Genomic DNA, 16,546 nt, shown 5'->3' with positions numbered 1-16,546 from the left:
CCACCCCGCCCCCCCTGCACGCACTTCCCGCTGGCCACTGGTTCGGCCTGCGCTTGGTGTTTGGGGGCCGGTCCCTCCTCCCAAATCCTCACGGCTTCACGGCGCGTAGTCGTACCCGATGGTGAAGCGGGTCGGCAGGCAGCACTCGGTGTACTCGATGATCCCCTGCTCGTCCGACCACCGGTGCACGAGCGCCAGGATCGCACTCCCGGGCGAGAGCGCGAGGGCGGACGCCTCGCGCGGGCTGGCCTCGCGGGCGTGCATGTCGTCCCGCCCGACGGTGATCGTGCGCCCCGTCGCTTCGAGGACGCGAGCGGTCATCCCGTCGTTGCGAGCGGGATTGGTGCTGAGGAGGTCCGGGCAGAGCGCCGCGAAGTGCGCGGGGTACCAGCTCACCGCGAACATCGTCCGGGCCCTGCCCCGGCCGACGACGTACTCGCGCCGGATGATCTGGTCGCCGGTGTCGAGGTCGAAGAGGTCGGCGATGTACAGCGGCGGGACGACCAGTTCGGCGGCCGTGACCCGGCTGGTCTCCCCGTCCATGAGCGAGGACTTCCGGCGGCTGACCCGGGCCAGGCGCTCCTGGCTGCTGGCCGTGACGCGCGGATCGTCCGCCACGAAGGTGCCGCGCGGGCTGGTGCGCACGTACCCCTCCACCTGGAGGTGCTGGAGCGCGCGCGAGACGGTGGCGACCGCCACGCCCCACCGCCCGCAGATCTCCTTGTTGCTGGGCAACTTCGTGCCGGGCTCCAGCTCGCCGGACAGTATCCGCTGACGGTAGTGGTCGGCGATGACCGTGTAAGTCTTCGGTGCTCCACCGGACATGGCGCTTCACGCTCCCAGTTCTGACGGGCAGTGAGAGCAGACTAGTTCACTCGGAACCGTAGCGGGTGAACTACGTCACTCTTCATGCTGGACTAGTTCACTGACGCTCCGTCGGGAGGAGTTCGCTGTGCGTGCCCGGAGTGGTAGGCGGTCGAGGATGGTTCGGGCGACGGAGGACGCCCGCCGCGAGGCGGCGATGGTGTTCGACGACCTCCGGTCGGTGTTGGCGGCGGTGGACGTCACGTTGCCGTCGCTCGCGGTCGACTGGGCATCGGTCAGGACCACGGGCGTGGTGCTCATCGAGCTCGGAGCGGCGGCGCCCGCCGAAATCGCCAAGCTGGTCGACGTGCTACGGAAGGGGGCCCGGGCATGAGCGGCTGGGTGCCGGGCATCGGGGAGACCGTCGCCATGGTGCCGCCGGACTGGGAGATCGGCACGCCGTGGGCGCCGAGGGTTCCGGCGGAGGTGCTGGAGGTCGTCGACGACCTCGTCACGCTCAGCGTGGACGGCAACCTCCGGCTGCGGCGCCTCCATCAGGTCGAACCCTGGACGGAGCCCTGCTGAGTACGCACGGACGGCGCGGTCGATCGGCGGTGATGGCGCGGTGATGGCGTTGGCGCGGTCGTCGACGAGTGCTCATCGACGACCGCGGGCACTCAGGGGGTGAACGACTCCAGGTGGTCGAGGCGGACGAACCGGGCCTCCGGGCTGGCCCGGTGGACGGCGGCTTCGAGGGCGTCGAGGCCGCCCCAGGCGACGGCGGGTTCGCTCAGGGGGTGGTCGAAGTCGTCCCAGTGCGTCGGTATGACGTACGGCGGGTGGTCGAGGGCGTCGAGCAGGCGCGGCACGTAGTCCGGGACGGAGCCCCCGCCGGGCTGCATCAGCAGGACGTCCGGGGCGAGGCCGGTGAGGTGGCGGGCGTCGTAGTTGGCTCCGCCGCTGTCGAGGATGCGCAGCCGGTCGTTGCCGACGGTGATCAGGTAGGCGAGGGTGCCGCCCTCGACCAGGTCGGAGATCACGCGCGGGCGGGGCGGCGGCGCGCCGGGCCTGGTGCCGGGGAAGGGCACCTTCGAGCGCGGGCCGGTCATCGAGTGCAGGGAGTCGACGACCCGGATCGTGTAGCCGTCGAACTGCAGGTACTCGCCGCCGCGCACCACCGACAGCTGGTCCTGCGGCGCGCCGAGCGCGGTCAGCAGGTTGGCGTGGCTCTCGGTGCCGAGCACGGTGGCGCCCGTGCGGGCGGCGAGGTGCGGGACGTCGGGCAGGTGGTCGTAGTGGCCGTGGGTCACCAGGATCTGGTCGGCGCGCAGTCCGAGGCGGTCGATGGCGGCGGTGTCGACGCTGAGCGGGGTGGCGGGGTCGGCGCCCTGCGGGGTGTAGGTGCCGGTGTGGAAGCGGGTGATCCACGGGTCGATCAGGATCGTCGTGGGGGCGGCCGGGTCGCCGAAGGTGATCTCCCAGCCGTTGTTGCCCAGCCAGCGCAGGGTGACCCCCGAGGAGCCGGGTGGTCCGGGGCGGCGGCGTCGGCGGTCGGACGGCCGGGCTTCAGCGGGGGGCGTGGCGGTGCCGAGCACGGCGGCGCTCGTCGCCGAGGCGGCCAGCAGGCGGCGGCGGGACAGGGGCATCGTCAACGGTCTCCTCTGGTCGGTGAATCGGGGGCGGGTCAGCCGAGCGTGCCGACGACCGCCTTCGTCGCCCGGGCGATCAGGGCGTCGTCGGAGGTGGCGCCGGCCTTGCCGCGGTCGGAGAGGACGACGATGACGATCGGGCTGCGACCGCCGGCCGGCCATGCGAGGGCGACGTCGTTGCGGGTGCCGTAGCCACCGTTGCCGGTCTTGTCGCCGATCTTCCAGTCGGAGGGCACGCCCGCGCGGATGTACGGCGCGCCGGTCGTGTTGCCGGCCAGCCAGTCGGTCAGGAGCCGGCGCCGGTCCTCGGTGAGGGTGTCGCCGAGTGCGTAGCGGCGCAGGTCGGCGGCGAAGGCGCGGGGCGTGCTGGTGTCGCGGGTGTCGCCGGGGGTGGCCTCGTTGAGGGTGGGCTCGGTGCGGTCGACGCTGGTGGTCGTGTCGCCGAGCTCGCGCAGGGACTGCTGGACGGCCGCCGGGCCGCCGAGTTCGGCGGTGACGAGGTTCGCCGCGGTGTTGTCGCTGTACTGGATGGCGGCGGCGGCCAGGTCGCGCACCTTCATGCCGGTGGCGACGTGCTGCGACGTGATCGGCGCCCACGCCAGCACGTCCTCCTGGCGGTATGCGACCACCTTGTCCAACTGCTCGTCGGAGGCCTTGCGCAGCAGGGCCCCGGTGGCGAGCGACTTGATCGTGGACGCGAACGCGAACCGCTCGTCGGCGCGGTAGGAGACCTCCCGGCCGCTGCCGGTGTCCAGCGCGTAGACGCCGAGGCGGGCGCCGAACTGCTGCTCAAGTCCCTTGAAGGACTCGTCGGTTGTGGCCGCGACGGTGGCTGTGGCTGTGGCGGTCGGGGCTGCGGCGTTCGTGCTGCCGCTCGTGCCGCTCGTGCCGCTCGTGCCGCTCGTGCCGCTCGCTGCGCTCGTGCCGCTGTGGCCGCACCCGCTCAGCAGGGTGACCGCGAGCAGGGCCGCGGCGGGCAGTGCGGTGCGGGGGATGCGTCGGATCGTCGGTGGCATGGGTGGTCTCCAGTGCGGGTGGGGTGGCGGGCCATCGCCCTCAGCCAATCAGCCCGTCAGGTCTCCAGTCCAAGACCATGATGGTGAACGGGTCGATAAGAAATTGCCTATGATTGCTGCCCATGGACCTGCTGGGGCACCTCCGCCACTTCCGCGCCGTCGCCGAGGAGCGGCACTTCGGCCGCGCCGCCGAGCTCCTGCGGATCGCCCAGCCCTCGCTCTCCCAGCGGATCCAGCGCCTCGAACGCGAACTCGGCGTGACCCTGTTCGACCGCGGTCCGCGCGGGGTCGACCTCACCCCGGCGGGCCGGCTGCTGCTCGCGGAGGCGGAGGAGGTGCTGGAGGGCTCCGCCCGTCTGCTTGCCGTCGCCGCCGACCTGCGCAGCGGCCGGGCCGGCACCCTGCGCGCGGCCGTACCGCCCGAGCTCGGACCGGCCGCCCTGGCCGCGCTGCTCACCGGTTTCGAGAGCGCGTCCCCGGGCACCCGGCTCGAACTGCGGGAACTGCCGGTCGCGGCCGTCGTGCGCGAACTCGCCCAGCACACGGTGGACGTCGCCGTCGTCCGTCACCCCTGCCCGGCCGACGGACTGGCCTTCGGGCCGGTCCTGCACCAGCCGCTCGGCGTCCTGCTCGCCGCCGGGAGCCCGTACGCCGACCGCCCCGAGCTGGCGGTGGCCGAACTGACCGGCCGGCGTCTGGTGCTCTTCCCCCGCGCCGCGGCCCCGGCGCTGTACGACGAGGTGCTCACCACCCTGTCCCGGCACGGCTGCACCCCGGAGGCCGTCGTCGACCCGCCGGGACCGGACGTCGCCGGCGCGCTCGTGCTCACCGGCAGCGCCGTCGCCCTGGCGCCGCGCACCGCGCCGCCGGCGGGTACAGTCTGGCGTCCGCTGACCGGCACCCCACTGGCCTGGCGCACCTCCACGGCCTGGCCGGCCGGGCGCGGCGGGCCCGCCGTCCGGCTGTTCGCCGAGGCCGCCCACGCGGCGCTGACCGGACCCGGCGGCCTCCTGCCCCAGCCGCCCAACCGTCCGCTCCACCCCCGGCCCGCAATGGAGTTCCCGCTGTGACCAGCGACCGCGTACCCAGCGACCGTACGAGAGCCGACCGCCCCGCCGGTGACCGCAGGGCCGGCGACCGCCCCGCCGGCGCCCGTGCCGCGCGCGCCCGCATCGCCGCCGCCTTCGCCGACGCCGGCGTCAGCGGCCTGCTGCACGCGCGCGACCTCGACACCGGCGCCGAGATCGCCGTGGGCGCCGACACCGCGGTCAGCACCGCGAGCGTCCACAAGCTCTGCCTCCTGGTCACGCTGTTCCGCGAGGCCGCGGAAGGCCGGATCGACCTCACCCGCCAGGTGGACGTCCCCGCCGCCGGCCGCACCCCGGGACGGACGGGCCTCGCGGCCATGCTCGACGCCGCCCGCCTCTCCCTGCGCGACCTCGCCTACCTGACCGCCGCCGTCAGCGACAACGCCGCCGCCGACGTGCTGTGGGCCGAGGTCGGCCTGGACACCGTCAACCGCACCATGGCCGACCTGGGCCTCACCCGGACGGTGGCCGTCCACACGCTCGGCGGCATGACCGCCGCCCTCGTGGAGGACACCGGCCCCGACTCCCCGGTCGACCCGGCGGTGGTCGCCCGGCTCCGGGTCCTCGACCCCGCCTTCACCAACCACAGCACCCCGCGCGACATGACCGCCCTCCTCGCCGCCCTCTGGCACGGCGACGCCTGCCCCGGCGACCACGGCGCCGCCCTGCGCCGCCTCCTCGGCCTCCAGGTCTGGCCGCACCGCCTCGCCGCCGGCTTCCCCTTCGACGACGTCCGCGTCCACGGCAAGACCGGCACCCTCCCGACCCTGCGCCACGAGGTCGGCGTCGTCGAGTACCCCGACGGCGGCCGTTACGCCCTCGCGGTCTTCACCCGTGCCGCCGCCACCGCCATCACCCTCCCCGCCGCCGACGCCGCCATCGGCACCACGGCCCGCCTGGCCGTCGACGCCCTGCGGGCGGCGGCACGCCCGGGAGAGTAACCCGGCCCGCCTACCGGATCGCGCGGGCCGCGGTCAGGGCCGCCGTCACGCTCCCCGCGACGTCGGTGACCGGGTAGAGGACCTCGCGGACGGTGCGGGTCCGGTCGACGACCAGGGTGAGGCGCTTCAGGCGGGTGGTGCCGGCGGCGCGGAGGGTGGGGAGGCGGAGGGCGCCGGTGAGGTCGAGGGCGAGGTCGGAGAGGAGGGGGAAGGCCAGGCCCTCGGCTTCGGCGAACGCGCGCTGCTCGTCCGGGCGTTGGGTGGAGATGCCGCGCACCGCCGCGCCGGCGGCGGTGAAGTCGGCGAGGTGGTCGCGGTAGGTGCGTGACTCCAGGGTGCAGCCGGACGCGCCCGGTACCGTCGACCAGCCGGGCGGGTAGGACTCGGCGCGGACGAAGGCGCCGGGGAAGCAGTACAGGACGGTGGTGGCGTCCGGGGCGACGGGATCGTGCGCCTGGCCGTCCGCGCCCGGGAGCAGCAGGTCGGGGATCCGGGTGCCGCGCAGCGCGTGGACGCGTTCCGCCTCCCGGGAGTGCTCGGTGGCGGTGGCCGTGGGGGTGCCGTCGCCCAGCACCCAGCTGTCGCCCCAGTCCTGGAGGGCGACCAGGACGGGCAGCAGGGCGCGCCCGCGCGGGGTGAGGCGGTACTCGTGGCGCGGCGGGCGGTCCTGGTACTGCTCGCGGGCGAGCACGCCGGAGTCGACGAGCAGGCGCAGGCGTTCGGCGAGCACCTTGCGGGAGAGGCCGAGCTCCTGCTGGAGCTGCTCGAAGCGGTGCAGCCCGCGGGCCGTGTCGCGGACGATCAGCAGGGTCCAGGTGTCCCCGACCACGTCGAGGGCCTGGGCGATCGCGCAGTTGTCGTCCGCCGGGCCGCCGCGCCGGACCATCGTGGTCTCCTTCCGGGGGTGATCACCAGCGTTGACCTTAGCCCCGTCAGCCTGACATAGTCCGTTCCGAAAAGGAACTGACTACGGGGGTGGCCGGATGGCCGAGCGGAACGGGACCGGGGACGGCGCGGGGAACAGGGGCGCGCTGCGGGCGCTGCCGAGGACCGTCTGGCTGCTGGCGGCCGGCGGCTTCGCCAACATGGTGGTGTCCTTCACCTTCGTGTACCTCTTCGTCTATCTGACCGGCCCGCGCGGGCTGAGCACGGCCGCCGCCGGCACCATCGCCGGCGCCGGCGGCCTCGGCCTGGTGGCGGGCAACTTCACCGGCGGCTGGTTCGGGGACCGCTTCGGCCACCGCCGGACGCTGCTCACCGGGTCCGCCGTCTCCGGCGCCGGACTGCTCGCCCTGCCGGTGCTGCCGACGTCCGTGCTGCTCCTGGTGCTGCCCGTCTTCCAGTACGCCGCCGGCACTGTGCGCGCCTCCAATTCGGCGCTCGTCGCGGTGGCCGTGCCGCCCGGCGACCGGCGGCAGGGCTTCGCGGTGATGCGCTTCGCGGGCAACGCGGGCTTCACCATCGGCCCGGTGCTCGGCGCGTTCATCGCGACCCACTGGTCGTACGAGTGGCTGTTCCGCATCGACGGGCTCGGGTCGCTGCTGTTCGCCGCGTACGCCGCCAAGGTGCTGACCGCCGACGGGCCGCGCAGCGGCCGGACCGTCACCCGCGGCGGCCTGTGGGCGACGCTGCGGGAGCGGCCCGCGGTGCTGGTGCTGCTGCCCGCGATCGTCGTCGTGGACACCGTCTACCGGCAGCAGTACTCGGTCCTGCCGGTGTTCCTCGCCGACCACGGCATCGGCACCGGCGTGTACGGCGCGGTGCTGGCGATCAACGGCGGCCTGATCCTCGCGCTGGAGGTGGTCGTCACCATGGCGCTGCGCGACCGGGCGCCGCTGCGGATCATCGGCACCGGCCTGCTGCTGGTCGGCGCGGGCTTCGCGGCGCTGGTCGCGGGCGCGTCGGTCGTCACCACGGTGGTGATGATGGTCGTGGTCACCGCGGGCGAGATCCTCTACAAGACCCCGGCGACGGCCTTCGTCGCGGACAGCGCACCGCCCGAGTACCAGGGCCGCTTCCAGAGCCTCTACGCCGGGGCCTCCACCAGCGGCACCGTCCTCGCACCCCCGCTCGGCGGCGCCCTCTACCAGTCCACCCCGGGTCTGCTCTGGCCCGCCTGCGCCTGCCTGGCGGTCCTCGCCGGCCTGGCCGTCTTCGCCGCCGGCCCGCTGACCGCCCCGCGCACGGCGAAGGGCTCACCCGTACCGGAGGCGGTCGGGGGCTGAAGGGGCCCGCTGTCACCGCCTGTTCGTCGGGGACGACGAGCGGGCGGCCAGGTAGTCCCTGGCCGCCTGGGGGGCCTTGGCGTAGGAGCCGGCGTCGAACGGGGGCTGGGGGTCGTACTCGATGGCGAGTTGGAAGGCCTCGGCGGCGGTGCGGCCGGCGGTCAGTTCGGCGAGGCGCAGGGCCATGTCGATGCCCGACGAGACGCCGGCGGCGGTGATGATGTCGCCGGGTTGTTCGACGACGCGGTGGGGCGTGTAGGTGGCGCCGTAGGACTCCAGGATGTGGACGGCGCTCCAGTGGGTGGTCGCTTCCAGGCCGTCGAGGAGGCCGGCGGCGGCGAGGAGCAGGGAGCCGGTGCAGACCGACGTCGTCCAGGTGGTCGTGGTGTGGACGCGGCGGATCCAGTCGAGCAGCGGCTCGTCGGTGAGGCGGCTGCGGGCGCCCGGGCCGCCGGGGACCACCAGGACGTCGGCTTCCGTGACGTCCTCGAAGGGGGCCGTCGCGACGAGGTGGAGCAGGCCCGCGCCGTCCGTGCAGGTGCCCGCGGTGGCGGCGGTGAAGACGACGTCGGCTTCCGGGAGCATGCGGAGGACCTCGTACGGGCCGACGGCGTCGAGTGCGGTGAAGCCATCGAAGATCGGGATGGCGATGCGCATGGGGTGCCTTCCGGGGAGGGGTGGTGTCGTCCCCGGTCCGGCGCCCACCCCGGGCGAAGCGCTCGGGGGAAGAGCTCGGGGGAACTGCTCACCCTTCCAGCGTGACCGGGCCCGGGTGCAGCGGCAAGGACACGGATATGACGAGGTCCGTCATCGCGTGGGAGGGGGGCTATCCCCAGGCGAGGTCGGAGGCCAGCCCCAGGGTGTCGCGGACGGATCGTGGGCGATCATCAACGGCAGGAGCAGGAAGCCGAGTCGGGGATGGGTGATCGCGCATGGGTGGGCTGATCGGGCGGCGTTCGCTGCTGCGGGCGGCGGCAGCAGCAGCGGCCGGGGCGGGGGCGCTGGCGGTGCCGGCCACGGCCACGGCCGCGCGTGCGGGGGAGGAGCAGGAGCCGGTCCGGGCCGCGCTGTTACGCGCCTCCCGGCCGCTGCGCTCCCCGGTGCCGGGGGCGGACCCGTCCGACCTCCGGGCGTTCGGGGCGATGGTGGGGGACGCCCGGGTCGTCGGCCTGGGGGAGGCGACGCACGGGTCGCACGAGTTCTTCGCGATGAAGGAGCGCGTCTTCCGGTACCTCGTGGAGGAGAAGGGCTTCGGAGCCTTCGCCCTGGAGATGAGCTGGCCGGCCGGGTTGCTCGTCGACGAGTTCGTCCAGGGCGGACCCGGCGACGCGCGCCGGGTCGTGCGGGCCGCGCTGGGCGGATCGCCGTGGGAGCGTGAGGAGTTCCTGCACCTCGTCGAGTGGATGCGGGACCACAACCGGCGCAACCCCCGCCGCCGCGTCCACTTCATGGGCGACGACATCGGCGCCCCGCGCGTCGGGGACGCCTTCTTCGAACGGGTGACGGGCTACGTCCGGCGCCGGCACCCGGAGTTGCTGCCGCGCTTCACCGAGCTGTACGCCGGCCTGCGCCCCCTCGACGACAGCTTCGCCTACCTGCGCCGCCCGCTCGCCGAGCGGCAGCGCCTCGCGGGCAACGCCGAAGCGGCTTTCAAGCTGATGGAAAGTCAACATGGCCAGAGCGACGAGGAGTTCGCGTGGGCCGTGCAGCACGCCCGCTCCATCGCGCAGACCGCGGTGTTCCTCGGGGTCGACCTCCAGGACGAAGGCGCGCTGCGCGCCGCGATGCTCCACCGCGACCGGGTGATGGCCGACAACGTCGTCTGGTGGCACCGGCAGACCGGCCACCGCATGCTCGTGTCGGCGCACAACGGTCACATCGCGTACGTCCCCGACGACCCCGACCAGCACCCGAAGGCGCAGGGCGGGTTCTTGCGCGAGGCGCTCGGCGGCGGGTACCTCCCGGTCGGGTTGACCTTCGGCCAGGGCTCCTTCCTCTCCCAGGATTCGCAAGCGTCGTCCGGGCTCCCGGACCGCGAGTGGACGAAGTTCACGGTGGGCCCGCCCGCGCCCGGCACCACCGAGGAGGCCCTCGACCGGGTCCGCGGCGGCGACTTCTACCTCGACGTCCGCAGCGCCCCGCCCGCGGCCCGCGCCTGGCTGGACACCCCCCGACCGCTGCGCAGCATCGGCACCGGGTACCCCGTGCCGCTCAGCACCGTGCGGATCGCCGAGTCCTTCGACGTGCTCGTCCACCTCCACCGGGTCCGGGAGGCGGACAAGCTGGGCTGATCGGAGCCCGGTCGGCAGCCGGGGCGTGTACGGCCGCTCCAGGGCGGCCGTCTCGTCCCCTGTCAGCCGCACGCCGAGCGCCGCTCGTGCGCGAGACCCTGGACCTCGCCGCCGACGCACAGCAGCTCCTCGTGCTGCTCCCGGCCGAGGCGGAGAGCGCCGCGCACGTCGACCGGCTGACGCGGCCGACTCCGGGGCGGCTGCGGGTGGTCTCGTGACGTCCGGGCGCAGGGCCCGGACTCCCGTACCGGGTGTCACGGAATTGGGTGCGAGAATTCCGGAATGGAATCCTGGAATTCCTGGACCGCAATGCCGTCATGCCATATGAATATCCGATGAGGCTACTGATTACTCTCTGCTTGCAGCGGGAGTGCGGCCTGCCTTACCGGTGGCTTCTGGCCTGCGTAATGCTTGTGCAGGTGATAGTTTTCGGTAAGTGCAGAAAGAATTCCTGACGGCAGGAAATACCTCATGAGAGCGAATCGAGGTCGGGCGCTCGCGGTCGCGGCGGTCACTGCGGGCGGCCTGCTGGCCACCACCGTCCACCCGGCCGCAGCCGCCCCGGTGTACCCGGTCGAGTACCACTTCGCGATCGGCTTCCCGGCGGGCTTCCTCACCCCCGACACCGCCCCGCCCGGCGCGAACGACTGGTCCTGCCGGCCCGGCGCAGCGCACCCGGAGCCGGTCGTCCTCGTGCACGGCACGGCCGAGAACATGAACGACAACTGGCGCGGCGCGGCCCCGCTGCTCGCCAACGCCGGGTACTGCGTCTACGCGTTCGACTACGGCGGCGCCCCCGGTGCGCCGATGCAGGGCCTCGGGCCGATCGAGGACTCCGCCCGGCAACTGTCCGCGTTCGTCGACCAGGTCCTCGCCGCCACCGGGGCGGCCAAGGCCGATCTCGTCGGACACTCCCAGGGCGGCGGCGTGCTGCCGCGCTACTACCTGAAGAACGACGGCGGCGCCGCGAAGGTGGCCAAGCTCGTCGGCATCACCCCCCTCAACGAGGGCACCACGTTGGACGGCCTCAGTGTGCTCGCGACCGAGTTGCACATCCTGGAGCCGGCGAACGCGGTGCTCGACACCGCCTGTCCGGCCTGCGTCGAGCAGGAGGCGGGCTCCCCGTTCATCGCCGCGCTCGACGCGGGCGGCGCGACCCTCCCGGGCGTCGAGTACACCGTCATCGCGTCGAGGTTCGACGAGGTCGTCACCCCGTACACCAACTCCTACCTGCCGGCCGGGCCGCACGTCACGAACCTGACCCTGCAGGACCAGTGCGTGGCCGACGCCGCCGACCACCTGGAGGGCCCGTACGACCCGGTCGCGCTGGCCGACGTCCGCAACGCGCTCGACCCGGCGCACCCCGTCCCGGTGCCGTGCAAGCCGGTGCTGCCCGTCCTCGGCCCGCTGCTCTGACGGTGTCGCCCGGCACGCCGCCCGTAGCGGCGGCGCGCCGGACGACACGCCCTACGTCAGCTGTGCTTCCACGTCACCGAGAAGGCACTGCCCCCGCTGAGCCCGGAGGTGGTGGCCTTGGTGGTGCTGCCCGAGGCCATCGTGATGCTCGACGCGCCCGCGGCACTCAGGCTCTGGCCGTTGGCGGTCGCCCCGCTGAAGCCGACGGTGCCGAAGTTCGAGAGCGGCAGGACGCCGGTGGAGCTCGACGGCGCCTCCGCGATGACCTCGGCGGAGGCCAGGGCCGCGCTGCGCAGGGTCTTGTTGACGCTGCGCTTCCAGCCCTGGGTGGTGTCGGAGAGCGTGAGCGTGAACGACCCGGAGCCGTTGGTGGTGACGCTCGCGGTGAAGTGGTCGCCGGGCCGCACGGAGTTGGAGAAGTTCACCGGGTACGCCGGGTACATCTCGTACCAGGACGAGTACACCGGCGAACCGCCCGAGCAGTCCGCCTCGGTGCCGAGCTGCTCGACCGAGTTGCTGCCGTCCCCGTCGATCCCGACCCAGAAGCTGGACCAGGTGTCGGAGCCCGAGCAGGACACCGACGGCTGCACCCAACTGGCGCTGACGCTGGTGAACTTGCCGCCGGTCGCGGCGTACCCGGCCCAGTTGCTGCTGGTGCTGCGCAGCACGCCGCCGCCGTGGTGGCCGAGCGGGGCGTGGCCAAGCGGGGCGTGGACGATGGCGGGGGCGGTGGCGGCGAGGGCCGGTGCCGCGCCGCCGAGGACGGTCAGCAGGGCGGCGGAGGAGGCGACGAGGGCGCGTCGAGACGTGCGTCGACGGGCTATGGACATGGCTACTCCTGTGTGAGGGGGTGGAGTTGACCAAGCGTCGACAACGGTAAGGCCGGCGGTTGGCGGTGATGAGTCACCGGGCGGTAAAGAAATCCTGGGGATTCCTTGGATGTCCCTGGACTTCCTCGTGGCGGCCGCATGGCCTACCCGGTCGCATCACGGCCGCGAGTCACGCTCGATCAGGCCACCGGCGATCAAGTTCGGCCAGTTTCGGACTGTTTCGGATATCGACGATTCGGTGGCGGGCGCAGGCGGGATGATCGCGGGCGGGTTCGGGTGTCATGGCCTGGCCACCTGCCGGTGACTGCGTGGGGGTGCCCGCTTGAGCGTGGACAACGACTTCGACGACCTTGACGGGACCGAGGGCCGCCTCGACGACCTCGACGACCTCGACGACTTCGAGGAACTGGACGAGCTCGCCGACTTCGACGAGTTCCTCCGCGTCTGCGCCGGGCTGACCGGCTTCGACGAGCCGGAGCTGCGGGCCACCGGGATGGCCCACGAGCACCACCGGACCGTGCTGGCGCACCGGGTGCGGGACGAGCACGCGCTCGTCCACCTCTGGTACGTCGGGGCCTGGCCGGGGGAGTCGCCCGGGTCCGCGCGGGCCCACGACGGGGCGCTGGTGTGGCGGACGTTCCACGCCGACCCGCCCGGCGCCGCCGCACCGGGCCACGGGAGTTGGGGCGACACGCCCCGGGGAGGCGAGGAACTGTGAGCACGCGCTGGGACGCGGTCGTCGTGGGGGCGGGCATCGCCGGCTCGCTGGTCGCCCAGCGGCTGGGGACGCAGGGCTGGCGCGTGCTGGTGCTCGAAGCCGGCCGCACCGTCCCCGGCGCGGCCGAGACCGCCGCCGCCCACCGCGCCGCCGGCGGCGGCCCGCCCACCTCGGCGTACCCGCACAACCCCGACGCGCCCTCACCCGACGTCGGCGACCTCGCCGGGCCCGGCGGCCACCTCGTCCAGCACGGCCCCCTGCCCTACGCCAGCGGCTACCTGCGCGCCAACGGCGGCACCGGGCTGCTCTGGACGGGCCTCACCCCGCGCATGCACCCCGAGGACTTCCGCACCGCCGACCTCGGGCACGGCCGCAACTGGCCGATCGGCTACGACGACCTGGAGCCCCACTACCGCGACGCCGAACGCGAACTCGGCGTCGCGGCCGACGCGGACGACCAGCGCACCGCCGTCGGACTGCCCCTCCCCGACGGCTACGAGTTCCCGATGCGCGCCATCCCGCCCTCCTACCTCGACCGCCGGCTCGCCCGCGACCTCGATGGCCGCACCGTCCGCGACCCGGCCGTGCCCGTGCCCGCCCGCCTCGCCGTCACCGCGACCCCGCACGCCCGCAACGGCCGGCCGACCCGGCCCGGCGACGCCACCGGACCGCTCTGCGCCGGCAGCGCCAGTTGCGTCCCGGCCTGCCCGACCGGTGCCAAGTACACGCCGCGGCGCACCCAGGCCCGCTGGTCCGCGAGCGTCGAGCTGCGCACCGGGGCCGTCGTCAGCCGCGTCCTCGCCGACCCGGCGACCGGCCGCGCCACCGGCGTGGAGTACCTGACGCACGGCGGCGAGGCGCACCGCGTGGACGCCGGCCTCGTCGTCCTCGCCGCGCACGCGATCGAGAACGCCCGGCTGCTGCTCCTGTCCGGTCTCGCCAACCGCAGCGACCAGGTCGGGCGCAACCTCATGGACCACCCCGCCCTGCTCACCTGGGGCCTGATGCCGGGCCCGGTCGGGCCCTACCGGGGGCCGGGCTCCACCAGCGGGTTCGAGGCCTTCCGCTTCGGCGCCGGACGGGAGCGGCGGGCTCCGTTCCGCATCGAGATCGGGAACTGGGGCTGGTCCTGGGCCGGGGGAGACCCGCAGTCCGAGGCCCGGGCCGCGCTGGCCGCGGGACTGCGCGGCAAGGAGCTGCGCGAACGCCTCGGCGACCGGCTGGGCCGGCAGTTCTCGCTCCAGTTCGAGCTGGAGCAGCCCGCCGACCCGGCCAACCGCGTCACCCTCGACCCCGACCGGCGCGACCCGCTCGGCCTGCCGCGCCCGGCGATCCGCTACGACCTCACCGCGTACGTCCGCGACGGCATGGCCTCCGCCCGGGCCGTGTCCGACCAGCTGTTCGCGCTGCTCGGCGCCGAGGACCACACCGCCTACCCGGCCGGACCGGGCTGGCCGGGCCGGGTCGAGCACGGGGGAGTCGCGTACGGGTACCGGGGCGCGGGCCACGCCGGCGGCACCCACGTCATGGGCGACGCACCCGGCACGTCCGTCGTCGACCAGTGGCAGCGCAGCTGGGACCACCCCAACCTGTACGCCGTCGGCTGCGGCTCGATGCCCTCCCTCGGCACCTCCAACCCGACGCTCAGCATGGCCGCGCTCGCGCTGCGCAGCGCCGAGCGGATGCACCTCGACCTGCTGGACGTGCGCCGCCCGCTCGCGGTGGGCGCCGAACGCACCGGACCGTCCTCCCCCCTCCTCCCCGCATCGAACCCGGAGACGCCATGACCGGCCTTCCGCTCCCGCCCGTGCCGGAGCCGTACTACCTCCCCTTCCACTACGGCGCCCTGCACAACATCGGCGTCGATTACCTGGTCGGGCCCGAGCGGGCGCGCGAGCTGCTGCGCAAGCGCCACCCCGGGCTCGTGCCCGCGCTGTTCGACGGGCGGGCCTGCGTGTCGCTCAACTACCAGCTGTACTTCGCGCAGTACCCGGGCGGCGGCGGGATCACCCAGGAGGTGGAGATCAACCTCGTCGCCCACCCGGAGTTCGCCGAGGAACGCCTGCCCGAGCTGAACTACGGGCAGTACGCCCGGGGTTACGACCAGACCAAGCTGCTCGGCACCGCCCGGCTGCACGTGCTGTGCGACAACCCGCTGGCCATCGACGCCGGGCGTCTCCTCTACGCCGAGCCCAAGCGGGCGGGCTGGTTCGAGACGCTGATGCCCTCCCTCAACGCGCCCTCCGTGAACGAGCGTTGGTCCGTCTCCTGCCGCCGGGCCACCGTCGACGACGGCGGGCTCCAGCGCCACGAGGAGGAACTGCTGTCGCTGGAGGCGGACTTGGCCGGCCTCGCGTCCGAGCCGGTCAACAATACGCCGATCACCGGCTACGGCACCGACGACGAGGGGCGGCTGCTCGCCGGGCCGCTCAACGTCTACCAGCCGTACCGCTTCTTCGCCCTGGACGACCGCTCGGCCGACCGCGTCCGCCTCGACGTGGGCAACCCGGCCGAGGAGCCCGCCCGCGACCTCGCCCACCTCATCGCCGACGCGCCGGCGGCGGGCGTGTGGACCTACCAGTCCGCACCGGTCGCCGCCCACAACCGGCCGTACTACATCCGCTGACCCGCCCCTGCGGCGTCGTCGGCGAGCAGCTGCTCCGAAAGGTCCCACAGCCGCCGGGCGTTGTCCGCGTCGAGGGCGTAGCGGGCGACGCCCTGCAGCGGGGCGCCGCGGCGGTCCAGGACCTCGGCCTCGTTGCAGTCGGCGAAGTAGCGCCCGCCGACGCCCTCCAGGAGGGGTGAGACGGCGAGCAGGACGGAGGTGGCGGCGCCCTGCTCGACCGTCTTCAGGAGCTCGGGCGGGACGGAGCCGCTGCCGCGGCCCTCGGTGTGGCGCTGGAGGTTGGTGAAGATCGCGCCGGGCATGACGGCGTTGGCCGTGATGTTGTCGCCTGCCCAGCGGCGGTCGGCCTCCACGGAGAAGAGGACGTTCGCGGTCTTCGACTGGCCGTAGGCGAGCCAGGGGTCGTACGGACGGAAGGCGAAGTGGACGTCGTCCCACACCACCGGGGAGAGCTGGTGCCCGCTGGAGCTGACGGTGACGACGCGCGCGGCGCCGTCGGCGGCGAGTGCGCCGTGCAGGCCGGTGGTGAGGGCGTAGTGGCCGAGGTGGTTGGTGGCGAACTGCCACTCCCAGCCCTGCTCGGTGTACCGCTCGGGGCAGGCCATGACGCCCGCGTTGTTGACGAGGACGTGCAGCGGGCCCTGCCAGGCGGCGGTGAAGTCGCGGACGGAAGCGAGGTCGGCGAGGTCCAGGCGGGCGGCGTGCACTTCGCGGTTGCCGGTCGCGTCGGTGATGTCCTTGGCGACGCGCTCGCCCGCCGCGACGTCGCGGACGGCGAGGGTGACGGCGGCTCCCGTCCCAGCCAGCGCGCGGGCCGTCTCCGCGCCGAGGCCGGAGGAGGCGCCGGTGACGACGGCCCGGCGGCCGGTGAGGTCGACGCCCCGGGCGATCTCGCTGGTGGTGCTCGCGAAGCCGTACGGGGTGGTGATGGGGGTGCTCATG

Annotated in this window: 19 protein-coding genes; 12 read left to right on the top strand and 7 right to left on the bottom strand. The window is 73.9% G+C overall.

Translation table 11 applies throughout. The features are described 5' to 3' along the window. Window positions 1-96: 96 nt before the first annotated feature. Entirely contained in the window at window positions 97-825 is a 729-nt protein-coding gene (locus ACFV4F_RS06690) for a GntR family transcriptional regulator (RefSeq protein WP_380500668.1), read from the bottom strand. A gap of 157 nt (window positions 826-982) precedes the next feature. Here ACFV4F_RS06690 and ACFV4F_RS06685 point away from each other — a divergent pair, with 157 nt between their 5' ends. After that, complete coding sequence (locus tag ACFV4F_RS06685; protein ID WP_380437077.1) at window positions 983-1,198, top strand: hypothetical protein; 216 nt, start codon at window positions 983-985, stop codon at window positions 1,196-1,198. Continuing rightward, entirely contained in the window at window positions 1,195-1,389 is a 195-nt protein-coding gene (locus tag ACFV4F_RS06680; RefSeq protein ID WP_380437076.1) for a hypothetical protein, read from the top strand. Before ACFV4F_RS06685 ends, ACFV4F_RS06680 begins: the two co-directional genes overlap by 4 nt. Window positions 1,390-1,481: 92 nt before the next feature. On the opposite strand, the gene ACFV4F_RS06675 is transcribed toward ACFV4F_RS06680, so the two are convergent. Next, window positions 1,482-2,450, bottom strand: a complete 969-nt coding sequence (locus ACFV4F_RS06675; protein WP_380500667.1) for an MBL fold metallo-hydrolase — start codon at window positions 2,448-2,450, stop codon at window positions 1,482-1,484. 38 nt (window positions 2,451-2,488) lie between these two features. Further along, complete coding sequence (gene bla / locus ACFV4F_RS06670; protein ID WP_380500666.1) at window positions 2,489-3,469, bottom strand: class A beta-lactamase; 981 nt, start codon at window positions 3,467-3,469, stop codon at window positions 2,489-2,491. Between the two features lie 122 nt (window positions 3,470-3,591). Between bla and ACFV4F_RS06665 the strand changes: the two genes are divergently transcribed. Both ACFV4F_RS06665 and ACFV4F_RS06660 read left to right on the top strand, forming a co-directional pair. Continuing rightward, a complete protein-coding gene (locus ACFV4F_RS06665; RefSeq protein WP_380500665.1) occupies window positions 3,592-4,539 on the top strand; it encodes a LysR family transcriptional regulator in 948 nt (315 codons plus the stop codon). Between the two features lie 101 nt (window positions 4,540-4,640). Then, on the top strand, window positions 4,641-5,498 hold the full coding sequence (locus ACFV4F_RS06660; RefSeq protein WP_380437159.1) for a serine hydrolase: 858 nt from the start codon (window positions 4,641-4,643) through the stop codon (window positions 5,496-5,498). Between the two features lie 10 nt (window positions 5,499-5,508). Here ACFV4F_RS06660 and ACFV4F_RS06655 read toward each other — a convergent pair whose 3' ends face one another. Beyond that, window positions 5,509-6,384, bottom strand: a complete 876-nt coding sequence (locus ACFV4F_RS06655) for a winged helix-turn-helix transcriptional regulator (protein WP_380500664.1) — start codon at window positions 6,382-6,384, stop codon at window positions 5,509-5,511. Between the two features lie 97 nt (window positions 6,385-6,481). On the opposite strand from ACFV4F_RS06655, the gene ACFV4F_RS06650 reads away from it, so the two are divergent. Continuing rightward, window positions 6,482-7,723: an MFS transporter gene (locus ACFV4F_RS06650; protein ID WP_380500663.1), complete on the top strand. Its 1,242-nt coding sequence runs from the start codon at window positions 6,482-6,484 to the stop codon at window positions 7,721-7,723. A gap of 12 nt (window positions 7,724-7,735) precedes the next feature. On the opposite strand, the gene ACFV4F_RS06645 is transcribed toward ACFV4F_RS06650, so the two are convergent. Beyond that, a complete protein-coding gene (locus tag ACFV4F_RS06645; RefSeq protein ID WP_380500662.1) occupies window positions 7,736-8,380 on the bottom strand; it encodes a DJ-1/PfpI family protein in 645 nt (214 codons plus the stop codon). 275 nt (window positions 8,381-8,655) lie between these two features. Here ACFV4F_RS06645 and ACFV4F_RS06640 point away from each other — a divergent pair, with 275 nt between their 5' ends. The 3 genes from ACFV4F_RS06640 to ACFV4F_RS06630 all read left to right on the top strand — a co-directional run bounded on the left by ACFV4F_RS06640 (window position 8,656) and on the right by ACFV4F_RS06630 (window position 11,430). After that, entirely contained in the window at window positions 8,656-10,014 is a 1,359-nt protein-coding gene (locus ACFV4F_RS06640; protein ID WP_380500661.1) for an erythromycin esterase family protein, read from the top strand. 86 nt (window positions 10,015-10,100) lie between these two features. Continuing rightward, the gene (locus tag ACFV4F_RS06635; protein ID WP_380500660.1) at window positions 10,101-10,232 is read left to right on the top strand and encodes a hypothetical protein; all 132 of its coding nucleotides are present in this window, start codon (window positions 10,101-10,103) and stop codon (window positions 10,230-10,232) included. 253 nt (window positions 10,233-10,485) lie between these two features. Then, a complete protein-coding gene (locus ACFV4F_RS06630; RefSeq protein ID WP_380500659.1) occupies window positions 10,486-11,430 on the top strand; it encodes a lipase family alpha/beta hydrolase in 945 nt (314 codons plus the stop codon). 56 nt (window positions 11,431-11,486) lie between these two features. Here the strand turns inward: ACFV4F_RS06630 and ACFV4F_RS06625 are convergent, their stop codons facing one another. Further along, the gene (locus ACFV4F_RS06625; RefSeq protein WP_380500658.1) at window positions 11,487-12,260 is read right to left on the bottom strand and encodes a G1 family glutamic endopeptidase; all 774 of its coding nucleotides are present in this window, start codon (window positions 12,258-12,260) and stop codon (window positions 11,487-11,489) included. Between the two features lie 109 nt (window positions 12,261-12,369). Here ACFV4F_RS06625 and ACFV4F_RS06620 point away from each other — a divergent pair, with 109 nt between their 5' ends. The 4 genes from ACFV4F_RS06620 to ACFV4F_RS06605 are packed head-to-tail and all read left to right on the top strand — an operon-like array spanning window position 12,370 to window position 15,604. Continuing rightward, entirely contained in the window at window positions 12,370-12,564 is a 195-nt protein-coding gene (locus ACFV4F_RS06620) for a hypothetical protein (protein ID WP_380500657.1), read from the top strand. A gap of 18 nt (window positions 12,565-12,582) precedes the next feature. After that, a complete protein-coding gene (locus ACFV4F_RS06615) occupies window positions 12,583-12,978 on the top strand; it encodes a hypothetical protein (RefSeq protein ID WP_380437056.1) in 396 nt (131 codons plus the stop codon). Then, the gene (locus ACFV4F_RS06610) at window positions 12,975-14,765 is read left to right on the top strand and encodes a GMC family oxidoreductase (RefSeq protein ID WP_380500656.1); all 1,791 of its coding nucleotides are present in this window, start codon (window positions 12,975-12,977) and stop codon (window positions 14,763-14,765) included. Before ACFV4F_RS06615 ends, ACFV4F_RS06610 begins: the two co-directional genes overlap by 4 nt. Beyond that, window positions 14,762-15,604 carry a hypothetical protein gene (locus ACFV4F_RS06605; protein WP_380500655.1) on the top strand — a complete coding sequence of 281 codons (843 nt, stop codon included), beginning with the start codon at window positions 14,762-14,764 and terminating at the stop codon, window positions 15,602-15,604. Before ACFV4F_RS06610 ends, ACFV4F_RS06605 begins: the two co-directional genes overlap by 4 nt. Here the strand turns inward: ACFV4F_RS06605 and ACFV4F_RS06600 are convergent. After that, complete coding sequence (locus ACFV4F_RS06600) at window positions 15,592-16,545, bottom strand: SDR family NAD(P)-dependent oxidoreductase (RefSeq protein ID WP_380500654.1); 954 nt, start codon at window positions 16,543-16,545, stop codon at window positions 15,592-15,594. The two genes, ACFV4F_RS06605 and ACFV4F_RS06600, sit on opposite strands and share 13 nt — an antisense overlap. Between the last annotated feature and the right edge of the window lies 1 nt (window position 16,546).

The sequence above is a fragment of the Kitasatospora sp. NPDC059722 genome, from assembly GCF_042733235.1.
Taxonomy (GTDB): domain Bacteria; phylum Actinomycetota; class Actinomycetes; order Streptomycetales; family Streptomycetaceae; genus Kitasatospora.
Note: the sequence above shows the minus strand (reverse complement) of the source record. Positions and strands in the feature narration are given on the sequence as shown.